Annotated in this window: 8 protein-coding genes; 6 read left to right on the top strand and 2 right to left on the bottom strand. The window is 70.4% G+C overall.

Annotated features, from left to right (window positions below; all coding sequences use genetic code 11):
* Positions 1-220: 220 nt before the first annotated feature.
* From secD to ACZ4YY_RS33375, 4 genes are all read left to right on the top strand, one after another.
* Positions 221-1996 carry a protein translocase subunit SecD gene (gene secD, locus ACZ4YY_RS33390; RefSeq protein ID WP_468298723.1) on the top strand — a complete coding sequence of 592 codons (1776 nt, stop codon included), beginning with the start codon at positions 221-223 and terminating at the stop codon, positions 1994-1996.
* A gap of 3 nt (positions 1997-1999) precedes the next feature.
* Positions 2000-3112 carry a protein translocase subunit SecF gene (secF, locus tag ACZ4YY_RS33385; RefSeq protein WP_468298722.1) on the top strand — a complete coding sequence of 371 codons (1113 nt, stop codon included), beginning with the start codon at positions 2000-2002 and terminating at the stop codon, positions 3110-3112.
* Positions 3109-3648 carry an adenine phosphoribosyltransferase gene (locus tag ACZ4YY_RS33380; RefSeq protein WP_468298721.1) on the top strand — a complete coding sequence of 180 codons (540 nt, stop codon included), beginning with the start codon at positions 3109-3111 and terminating at the stop codon, positions 3646-3648. Before secF ends, ACZ4YY_RS33380 begins: the two co-directional genes overlap by 4 nt.
* A gap of 171 nt (positions 3649-3819) precedes the next feature.
* A complete protein-coding gene (locus tag ACZ4YY_RS33375) occupies positions 3820-6378 on the top strand; it encodes a RelA/SpoT family protein (protein ID WP_468298720.1) in 2559 nt (852 codons plus the stop codon).
* Between the two features lie 466 nt (positions 6379-6844).
* On the opposite strand, the gene ACZ4YY_RS33370 is transcribed toward ACZ4YY_RS33375, so the two are convergent.
* Both ACZ4YY_RS33370 and ACZ4YY_RS33365 read right to left on the bottom strand, forming a co-directional pair.
* Entirely contained in the window at positions 6845-8074 is a 1230-nt protein-coding gene (locus ACZ4YY_RS33370) for a DUF349 domain-containing protein (RefSeq protein WP_468298719.1), read from the bottom strand.
* 141 nt (positions 8075-8215) lie between these two features.
* On the bottom strand, positions 8216-9031 hold the full coding sequence (locus ACZ4YY_RS33365) for a peptidylprolyl isomerase (protein ID WP_468298718.1): 816 nt from the start codon (positions 9029-9031) through the stop codon (positions 8216-8218).
* Positions 9032-9210: 179 nt separating this feature from the next.
* Here ACZ4YY_RS33365 and ACZ4YY_RS33360 point away from each other — a divergent pair, with 179 nt between their 5' ends.
* Positions 9211-9918: an MBL fold metallo-hydrolase gene (locus ACZ4YY_RS33360; RefSeq protein ID WP_468298717.1), complete on the top strand. Its 708-nt coding sequence runs from the start codon at positions 9211-9213 to the stop codon at positions 9916-9918.
* Positions 9919-9931: 13 nt separating this feature from the next.
* Entirely contained in the window at positions 9932-11194 is a 1263-nt protein-coding gene (gene hisS, locus ACZ4YY_RS33355) for a histidine--tRNA ligase (RefSeq protein WP_468298716.1), read from the top strand.
* Positions 11195-11345 lie beyond the last annotated feature (151 nt).

Raw genomic sequence — 11345 nt, 5'->3', positions numbered from 1 at the left:
AACGGAAAGAAAAAAAAGAAAAAAAAAAAAAAAAGAAAAAAAGAAAAAAAAAAAAAAAAAAAACACAAAAAAAAAAAACCCCCCCCCCCCCCCCCCCCCCCCCCCCCCCCCCCCCCCCCCCCCGGGGCCGCGCGTCTCGCACATAGGGGATCCCGACACCATGTCATGGCCGTTGCCGCGCTGACCCGGCGCCAGGCGGCCCGAGAGGGAGTACGAGAAGGTGGCAGCACCTAAAAAGGGCCGGAACGCGAGCGCCCAGAGCAAGCCAGGGCGCTCGCTGGCCCTGATCCTGATCGCCATCGTGGGGCTCACCGGCGGCATGTTCGCCGCCGGGCACACCACCCCGCGACTCGGCATCGACCTTGCCGGCGGTACCAGCATCACGCTGGAGGCGAAGGCCGACCAAGGGTCCGCGATCAACAAGGCCAACATGGACACCGCGGTCGAGATCATGAACCGCCGTGTCAACGGCCTGGGCGTCTCCGAGGCGGAGGTGCAGACCCAGGGCGACCGCAACATCATCGTGAACATCCCCAAGGGCACCGACTCCAAGGAAGCCCGGGAGCAGGTCGGCACCACCGCCAAGCTGTACTTCCGTCCGGTCCTGGCCAGCGAGCCCTCCGGACCCGCGGCGAACGCCTCGCCGAGCCCCTCCGCGAGCGGCTCCTCCAGCGCCTCGCCGAGCCCCTCCGCGAGCGGCTCCCCCAGCGCCTCGCCGAGCGCCTCCGCCTCCGGTGGCGACAAGGCCTCCGGCACGCCGTCGGCCTCCGCCACCTCACAGGGCCGCGCCGTCACCGACGCGCTGAAGGCCGACGCCACGCCGTCGGCGTCCGGCTCCGCCAGCCCCTCGGCCCCCGCGAGCGGCGCCCCCACCGGCGAGGCACAGCTCCAGGCGCAGTACGCCGCCCTGGACTGCTCGAAGCAGTCCGTCCGCGCCGAGACCGGCGAGGGCGTCAAGCCCGAGCAGTCCACGCTGGGCTGCGGTGAGGTCAAGGGCGTCTGGTACAAGTACCTGCTCGGCCCGGCCGCCGTCGACGGCACCGAGGTCAAGAAGGCCCAGGCCGTCTTCGACACCCAGACCGCCGCCGGGTGGCAGGTCACCATGACCTTCAACGACAAGGGCGCGAGGAAGTTCGCCGACGTCACCGGCAAGCTGGCCCAGAACCAGCCCCCGCAGAACGAGTTCGGCATCGTCCTCGACGGTGAGGTCGTCTCCAGCCCGTACGTGAGCTCGTCCATCACCGGCGGCCAGGCGCAGATCTCCGGCAGCTTCACGCAGGACGAGGCCCAGAACCTCGCCAACATGCTGTCGTACGGCGCGCTGCCGCTGTCCTTCCAGGAGCAGAGCGTCACCACGGTGAGCGCCGCGCTCGGCGGTGACCAGCTGCACGCCGGTCTGCTCGCCGGCGCCATCGGCCTCGCCCTGGTCGTCATCTACCTGGTGGCCTACTACCGCGGTCTGTCGCTCATCGCGATCGCCTCGCTGTTGGTCTCCGCGGCCCTCACCTACGTGATCATGTCGCTGCTGGGCCCGGCCATCAACTTCGCGCTGAACCTGCCGGCCGTCTGCGGCGCCATCGTCGCCATCGGCATCACGGCGGACTCGTTCATCGTGTACTTCGAACGCGTCCGGGACGAGATCCGCGAGGGCCGCTCGCTGCGCCCCGCCGTCGAGCGTGCCTGGCCGCGCGCCCGACGCACCATCCTGGTCTCCGACTTCGTGTCCTTCCTCGCCGCCGCGGTGCTGTTCGTCGTCACCGTCGGCAAGGTCCAGGGCTTCGCGTTCACGCTGGGACTGACCACCGTGCTCGACGTCGTCGTGGTCTTCTTCTTCACCAAGCCGCTGATGACGCTGGCCGCGCGCCGGAAGTTCTTCGCGAACGGCCACAAGTGGTCCGGTCTCGACCCGAAGAGCCTGGGCGCCAAGCCGCCGCTGCGCCGCACCCGCCGTCCCGCCGGTCCCGTCGCCGGCTCCGTCGAGACGAAGGAGGCGTGAGCGATGTCGAAACTCGGCAACATCGGCGCCCGACTGCACCGCGGTGAGATCAGCTACGACTTCATCGGTCACCGCAAGATCTGGTACGGCATCTCGATCCTGATCACCATCACGGCCATCGTCGGCCTGGCGGTGCGCGGCCTGAACATGGGCATCGACTTCCAGGGCGGCGCCGTCTTCACCACCCCGAAGACCAGCGTCTCCGTCTCGCAGGCCGAGGAGTACGCCAAGGAGGCGTCCGGCCACGACGCGGTCGTGCAGAAGCTGGGCAACGACACGCTGCGCATCCAGATCGCCGGCATGGACACCCAGCAGTCCGACGAGATCCAGAGCGCCCTCGCCGAGGACTTCAAGGTCGACCGGGAGCAGATCAACGCGGACCTGGTCGGCCCCAGTTGGGGTGATCAGATCGCCGACAAGGCCTGGCAGGGCCTGGCGATCTTCATGGTGCTCGTCGTGATCTACCTGGCGATCGCCTTCGAGTGGCGCATGGCCATCGCCGCGCTGATCGCCCTGATCCACGACATCACCATCACCGTCGGCATCTACGCCCTCGTCGGCTTCGAGGTGACGCCGGGCACGGTGATCGGTCTGCTGACCATCCTCGGTTACTCGCTCTACGACACGGTCGTCGTCTTCGACTCCCTCAAGGAACAGACGAAGGACCTCACCAAGCAGACCCGCTTCACCTACAGCGACGTCGCCAACCGGTCGATCAACAGCACCCTGGTCCGCTCCATCAACACCACGGTGGTCGCGCTGCTGCCGGTCGCGGGCCTGCTGTTCATCGGCGGTGGCTTCCTCGGCGCGGGCACGCTCAACGACATCTCGCTGTCGCTGTTCGTCGGCCTCGCGGCCGGTGCCTACTCCTCGATCTTCATCGCCACGCCGCTCGTCGCCGACCTCAAGGAGCGCGAGCCGCAGATGAAGGCGCTGAAGAAGCGCGTCCTGGCCAAGCGCGCCCAGGCCGCCGCCGAGGAGGAGGTCGCCGAGTCCGCAGGACCGGACCTCGCCGGGGACGAGCCGGAGGACGCGGCGGCCGCGGTCGTCGGCCCGCGCACCCAGCCCGCGTCCCGAGGCCGGGGCCGTGGCCGACCCTCCGGGAAGCGCCGATGACCGACATCAAGGAACTGCTGCTCAGCCGCATCCGTGACGTGGCCGACCACCCCGAACCGGGCGTGATGTTCAAGGACATCACCCCGCTGCTCGCCGACCCGGCGGCGTTCACCGCGCTCACCGACGCGTTCGCCGAGATCGCCGAGCGCACCGGCGCCACCAAGGTCGTCGGCCTGGAGGCCCGGGGCTTCATCCTCGGAGCTCCCGTCGCCGTCCGTGCGGGTCTCGGCTTCGTCCCGGTGCGCAAGGCGGGCAAGCTCCCCGGAGCCACCCTCGCCCAGGCCTACGACCTCGAGTACGGCTCCGCCGAGATCGAGATCCACGCCGAGGACCTCACCGCCGACGACCGCATACTGATCGTCGACGACGTCCTGGCCACCGGTGGCACCGCGGAGGCGTCGATCCAGCTCATCCACCGCGCGGGCGCCGAGGTCGCGGGTGTCGCCGTCCTGATGGAGCTCGGCTTCCTCCGGGGCCGTCCCCGCCTGGAGGCGGCCCTGAACGGCGCACCGCTGGAGGCGCTGCTCACCGTCTGACACCGCCGTACGCCGTCAGGGGCGGGCCCGGAGGAATCCGGCGCCCGCCCCCGGTGTTTCCCGGGTAGACGGTCCTCACATCGGACTGAAGGCGATCCCGCAGCCCGGGATCGCTACGATGGGTGTTCCGGAGCCTGACCGGGGGACCCGGATCGCGCACGAGGAGCCCTCTTGCCAGACGAGGCCCAGCACCTGACAGCCGCCAAGCCCGAGTCCGCCTCGGCGCCCGCGGCCACGCCTGCGACACACGCGCAGAACGACAGTCGCGGGCCGGGTCGGCACGACCGCACGGCGCCCGTCGACCAGCCGGCCGAGGAGCCCCGCCCCAAGCCTTCGGACTCCGCACGAGCGGAAGCGCCTTCGTTGTCCGAACGCCCCGCGGCCGCCCCCGCCGCCCGTTCCGGCGCCGCGCAGCCGTCCGCCCGCACCGGCTCCTCCAACCGTGTCCGCGCCCGCCTCGCCCGTCTCGGCGTCCAGCGCGCCAACCCCTACAACCCGGTTCTGGAGCCGCTGCTGCGGATAGTGCGCAGCAACGACCCCAAGATCGAGACGTCGACGCTGCGCCAGATCGAGAAGGCCTACCAGGTCGCCGAGCGCTGGCACCGCGGCCAGAAGCGCAAGAGCGGCGACCCGTACATCACCCACCCGCTCGCGGTGACCACGATCCTCGCCGAACTCGGCATGGACCCGGCCACTCTCATGGCGGGCCTGCTGCACGACACGGTCGAGGACACCGAGTACGGCCTGGAGGACCTGCGCCGCGACTTCGGCGACGTGGTCGCCCTGCTCGTCGACGGCGTCACCAAGCTGGACAAGGTCAAGTTCGGCGAGGCCGCGCAGGCCGAGACCGTGCGCAAGATGGTGGTCGCCATGGCCAAGGACCCGCGCGTCCTGGTCATCAAGCTCGCCGACCGCCTGCACAACATGCGCACCATGCGCTACCTCAAGCGCGAGAAGCAGGAGAAGAAGGCGCGCGAGACCCTCGAGATCTACGCGCCCCTCGCCCACCGCCTCGGCATGAACACCATCAAGTGGGAGCTGGAGGACCTCGCCTTCGCGATCCTCTACCCCAAGATGTACGACGAGATCGTACGGCTGGTGGCCGAGCGGGCACCGAAGCGCGACGAGTACCTGGCCATAGTGACCGACGAGGTCCAGGCCGACCTGCGTGCCGCCCGCATCAAGGCGACCGTCACCGGCCGCCCGAAGCACTACTACAGCGTCTACCAGAAGATGATCGTCCGTGGCCGCGACTTCGCGGAGATCTACGACCTGGTGGGCATCCGCGTCCTGGTCGACACCGTCCGCGACTGCTACGCCGCCCTGGGCACGGTGCACGCGCGATGGAACCCGGTCCCCGGCCGGTTCAAGGACTACATCGCGATGCCCAAGTTCAACATGTACCAGTCGCTGCACACGACGGTCATCGGGCCCAACGGCAAGCCGGTCGAGTTGCAGATCCGCACCTTCGACATGCACCGCCGCGCCGAGTACGGCATCGCCGCGCACTGGAAGTACAAGCAGGAGGCCGTCGCCGGCGCCTCCAAGGTCCGCACCGACGCGCCCAAGTCGTCCGGCAAGGGCAAGGACGACCACCTCAACGACATGGCGTGGCTGCGCCAGCTGCTGGACTGGCAGAAGGAGACCGAGGACCCGGGCGAGTTCCTGGAGTCCCTGCGCTTCGACCTCTCCCGCAACGAGGTCTTCGTCTTCACCCCGAAGGGCGACGTCATAGCGCTCCCGGCCGGAGCCACCCCGGTCGACTTCGCGTACGCCGTTCACACCGAGGTCGGTCACCGGACCATAGGAGCCCGGGTCAACGGCAGGCTCGTCCCCCTCGAGTCGACCCTGGACAACGGCGACCTGGTGGAGGTCTTCACCTCCAAGGCGACCGGCGCCGGCCCGTCCCGCGACTGGCTCGGCTTCGTCAAGTCCCCGCGCGCCCGCAACAAGATCCGCGCGTGGTTCTCCAAGGAGCGCCGCGACGAGGCGATCGAACAGGGCAAGGACGCCATCGCGCGGGCGATGCGCAAGCAGAACCTGCCGATCCAGCGCATCCTCACCGGCGACTCCCTGGTCACGCTGGCGCACGAGATGCGCTACCCGGACATCTCCTCGCTGTACGCGGCGATCGGCGAGGGCCATGTGGCCGCGCAGAACGTCGTGCAGAAGCTGGTGCAGGCCCTCGGCGGCGAGGAGGCGGCCACCGAGGAGATCGACGAGGCGGTCCCGCCGTCCCGCACCCGCGGGCGCAAGCGGCGCACCAGCAACGACCCGGGTGTCGTGGTCAAGGGCGTCGAGGACGTGTGGGTGAAGCTCGCCCGCTGCTGCACTCCCGTCCCCGGCGATCCGATCATCGGCTTCGTGACGCGCGGTAGTGGCGTATCGGTTCACCGCAGCGACTGTGTGAACGTCGAGTCACTGTCCCGTGAGCCCGAGCGGATCCTCGACGTCGAGTGGGCGCCCACGCAGTCCTCGGTCTTCCTGGTCGCCATCCAGGTGGAGGCACTGGACCGCTCGCGGCTCCTGTCGGACGTCACCCGCGTGCTGTCCGACCAGCACGTCAACATCCTCTCGGCGGCCGTCCAGACCTCGCGCGACCGGGTCGCCACCTCCCGCTTCACCTTCGAGATGGGCGACCCCAAGCACCTGGGGCACGTCCTGAAGGCCGTCCGCGGCGTGGAGGGCGTCTACGACGTCTACCGGGTGACGTCGGCGCGGAGACCGTGACCTGCGACGGGAGCGGGGCCCGGAGAGCCTGGGCGCCTCCTGGACGGCCGGGGCGGGACGGATCACCGACCTGGGCGCCGCTCTCCGCGCACCGGCCCGCGCAACGGCGCGCGCCGGGCACCCCGGCCGGGACCGGTCTGCCGACCCCCGCGCCGCCCCGGCAGGCCGGTGAGGCCGGTCCAGCACGCCCTCGGCACCAGCGAGCGCGACGGCCCGGCCACGTGGGGATCCCCGCGGCCGGCCGCGAGGGAGCCCGGCGGACCCGTTCGAGGGAAGCTTCGCGGCCGGCCTGAGGGGAGCCCCGCGGTCGGCCCGCGGTCGGAGCCCCGCGGCGAGGGGAGCCCGGCGGCCCGTACGAGGGAAGCCCAGGGGTCCGGCCGACGGGAGCCCGGCGGTCGGCCCGAGACACGCGCAAGGCCCGCCGGTGCACACCGGCGGGCCTTCCGCGAGGCGATACGGCTGGCCCTCAGCCGCCGAACTCCTGAAGCCCCTTCAGTGCCTGGTCCAGCAGCGCCTGGCGGCCCTCCAGCTCCCGCTGGAGCTTGTCCGCCCTGGCGTTGTTGCCCTGGGCCCGCGCCTGTTCGATCTGGCCCTGCAGCTTGTCCACGGCGGCCTGGAGCTGGCCCGTCAGCCCCTCGGCACGAGCGCGTGCCTCCGGGTTCGTCCGGCGCCACTCGGCCTCCTCGGCCTCCTGAATCGCCCGCTCCACCGCGTGCATCCGGCCCTCGACCTTCGGCCGGGCGTCGCGCGGCACATGGCCGATGGCCTCCCAGCGCTCGTTGACCGAGCGGAACGCGGCGCGCGCGGCCTTCAGATCCGTGATCGGGAGGATCTTCTCGGCCTCCTCGGCCAGCTCCTCCTTCAGCTTCAGGTTCTCCGCCTGCTCGGCGTCCCGCTCGGCGAACACCGAACTGCGGGCGGCGAAGAAGACGTCCTGGGCGCCGCGGAAGCGGTTCCACAGGTCGTCCTCGTGCTCGCGCTGGGCACGGCCGGCGGCCTTCCACTCCGCCATCAGCTCGCGGTAGCGGGCGGCCGTCGGACCCCAGTCCGTCGAACCCGACAGCGCCTCGGCCTCGGCGACCAGCCGTTCCTTGGTCCGGCGCGCCTCCTCGCGTTGCGCGTCCAGCTGCGCGAAGTGCTGCTTGCGGCGCTTGGAGAACGCCGACCGCGCGTGCGAGAACCGGTGCCACAGCTCGTCGTCGGACTTGCGGTCCAGACGGGGCAGGCCCTTCCAGGTGTCCACCAGCGACCGCAGCCGTTCACCGGCGGCCCGCCACTGGTCGGACTGCGCCAGCTGCTCGGCTTCCGTGACCAGGTCCTCCTTGGCCTTGCGGGCCTCGTCGGACTGCTTGGCGCGCTGCTGCTTGCGCTCCTCGCGCCGCGCCTCCACGGTCGCCACCAGCTTGTCCAGCCGGGCCCGCAGCGCGTCCAGATCGCCGACCGCGTGGTGCGCGTCGACCTGCTCGCGCAGGTGGTCGATGGCGACCTGGGCGTCCTTGGCCGACAGGTCGGTGGTCTGCACTCGCTTCTCGAGGAGGCCGATCTCGACAACCAGGCCCTCGTACTTGCGCTCGAAGTAGGCCAGCGCCTCCTCAGGGGAGCCGGCCTGCCAGGAACCGACGACCTGCTCGCCGTCGGCCGTACGCACGTACACGGTCCCCGTCTCGTCGACGCGGCCCCACGGGTCGCTGCTCACAGCGCCTCCTCCACATGATGCCCGCGGGGAGCTTCGGCACCCCGGGCATCGTCCACAGTTTCGTCACCGCCAACATAGGCGACCGGCGGGCCGCCTGTCCGCATCCAGCGCGACCGAATTCCGCAGATGGCCGCCCTGCCGTCAGGACTTGGTGACCGTCGCCTTGTCGATCACGACGGTCGCGTTCGGGGCGCCGTCACCGGCTCCCGTGTTCTCGCCCGCGGCGGCGATCTTCTTCAGCACGGCCATGCCCTCGGCCGACACCGTACCGAACGGTGTGTAGCTGGGCGGTAGCTGACTGTCCTGGTAGACGAGGAAGAACTGGCTGCCGCCGGTGTGCGGCTGACCGGTGTTGGCCATCGCGACCGTGCCCGCCGGATAGACGTTGGCCTTCAGGCTCGCGTCCTTCAGGTTCTCGTCCGGGATGGTGTAGCCGGGGCCGCCGCTGCCGCTGCCGGTCGGGTCGCCGCACTGCAGCACGTAGATGCCGTTGGTGGTGAGCCGGTGGCACTTGGTGTGGTCGAAGTAGCCCTTGCCCGCCAGGAAGGAGAACGAGTTCACCGTGTGGGGGGCGGCGGACGCCTTCAGCGCCACGTCTATCTCGCCGCAGGTGGTGGCGAGCTTCATCGTGTACTTCGCCGACTTGTCGATGGTGACCGCCGGCTCCTTCTTCCAGGTCTGGGTCTTCACCGAGCCCGCGGCGGGCTTCTCGCACGGGTCCTTGACCGCGCTGGGGCTCGCGGACGGCGACGCCTCGGAGCTCGCGTTCGCCTTGTCGTCGTCCTTCAGCACGCCCGTCGTGTAGAGCGCCAGGCTGCCGACCAGAACCACGCCGAGCACCGACGCGATCACCGCGTTGCGCGCACGCGCCTTGCGCCGCGCGGCCGTGCGGCGCTGCTGCTGCCGCAAGAACTTCTCCCGGGCGAGCTGACGCTTGCGCTGTTCCTGGGTGACCACCGGGTTCTCTCCTCGTGGGTCTCGTACGTCGGCCGGTACGCGTGCGTCAGTCGGGCCGACCGCCTGCGTGTGCCCCGTACCGTATATGGGTTCGCTGAGGAATCGGCAGCGCCGGTAGGCTCTGACGACGGGCGCAGCCACTCGCCAGCCCTCCCGTATCGACACAACGAAGGACGATCGTGCTCATTGCCGGGTTCCCCGCCGGGGCCTGGGGGACGAACTGTTATCTCGTCGCCCCCGCCGCCGGTGAGGAGTGCGTGATCATCGACCCGGGCCACCAGGCGGCCCCCGGAGTCGAGGAAGCGATCAGAAAGCATCGGCTCAAGCCCGTCGCCGTCGTCCTCACCCACGGCCACATCGACCACGTGGCCTCGGTCGTCCCGGTGTGCGGTGCGCACGACGTGCCGGCCTGGATCCACCCCGAGGACCGGTACATGATGAGCGACCCCGAGAAGGCGCTCGGCCGGTCCGTCGGGATGCCGCTGATGGGCGAGCTGACCGTCGGGGAGCCGGACGACGTCCGCGAGCTCACCGACGGCGCACGGCTGGATCTGGCCGGTCTGGAGTTCTCCGTCGCGCACGCGCCGGGCCATACCAAGGGGTCGGTGACGTTCCGGATGCCCGAGGCGGCGGACATACCGCCCGTCTTCTTCTCGGGCGACCTGCTGTTCGCCGGCTCCATCGGACGCACCGACCTGCCCGGCGGTGACATGGCCGAGATGCTCGACTCGCTGGCCCGCGTGTGCCTGCCGCTCGACGACTCGACCGTGGTGCTGTCCGGCCACGGCCCCCAGACGACCATCGGCCGGGAACGCGCCACCAACCCGTATCTGCGGCAGGTGGCCTCCGGCCAGGGAGCTTCGCCGGCTCCCCGACGAGGAATGTGACGAGAGACTTCCCGTGAGTACCTTCCAGGCCCCCAAGGGCACGTACGACCTGATCCCGCCGGACAGCGCCAGGTACCTGGCCGTCCGCGACGCGATCGCCGCCCCGCTGCGCAGCTCCGGCTACGGCTACATCGAGACGCCCGGCTTCGAGAACGTCGAGCTGTTCGCGCGCGGTGTCGGCGAGTCCACCGACATCGTGACCAAGGAGATGTACGCCTTCGAGACGAAGGGCGGCACGAAGCTGGCCCTGCGCCCCGAGGGCACCGCCTCCGTCCTGCGCGCCGCTCTGGAGGCCAACCTCCACAAGGCGGGCAACCTGCCGGTCAAGCTCTGGTACTCGGGCTCGTACTACCGCTACGAGCGCCCGCAGAAGGGCCGATACAGGCACTTCTCCCAGGTCGGCGCCGAGGCGATCGGCGCCGAGGACCCTGCGCTGGACGCCGAGCTGATCATCCTGGCCGACCAGGCGTACCGCTCGCTGGGACTCAGGAACTTCCGCATCCTGCTGAACTCGCTCGGCGACAAGGAGTGCCGTCCCGTCTACCGGGCCGCCCTGCAGGACTTCCTGCGCGGCCTGGACCTGGACGAGGACACCCTGCGCCGCGCCGAGATCAACCCGCTGCGCGTCCTGGACGACAAGCGCGAGTCGGTGCAGAAGCAGTTGACGGGCGCCCCCCTCCTGCGGGACTACCTCTGCGACGCCTGCAAGACGTACCACGAGGAGGTCCGCGAGCTGATCACCGCGGCGGGCGTCGCCTTCGAGGACGACCCCAAGCTGGTCCGCGGCCTGGACTACTACACGCGCACGACCTTCGAGTTCGTGCACGACGGCCTCGGCTCGCAGTCCGCGGTGGGCGGCGGCGGTCGCTACGACGGCCTGTCTGAGATGATCGGCGGCCCCGCCCTGCCGTCCGTCGGCTGGGCCCTCGGTGTCGACCGCACGGTCCTGGCCCTCGAGGCGGAGGGCATCGAGCTCGACCTCCCCGTCGCCACCAGCGTGTACGCCGTCCCGCTCGGCGAGGAGGCCCGCCGCGTCCTCTTCGCCAAGATCACCGAGTTGCGCAAGCTCGGTGTCGCCGCCGACTTCTCCTACGGCGGCAAGGGCCTCAAGGGCGCGATGAAGAACGCCAACCGCAGCGGGGCCCGCTACGCGATCGTCGCCGGTGAGCGCGATCTCGCCGAGGGTGTCGTCCAGCTCAAGGACATGGAGTCCGGCGAGCAGACGGCCGTCGGGGTCAACGAGATCGTCGCGGAGCTCGAGGCACGGCTCGGCTGACACACGGCCGCGCCGGCACTCGGCTCGGCGGACACGCGCGCGGGGGGGGGGGGGGGGGGGGGGGGGGGGGGGGGGGGGGGGGGGGGGGGGGGGGGGGGGGGAGGGAGAAGGGAGGGAGAGGCGGTGATTAGACTCACCGCGCCAGCAGCAA

The organism is Streptomyces sp. NPDC030143, from assembly GCF_055573695.1.
This window is presented reverse-complemented; position numbering and strand designations above follow the sequence as displayed.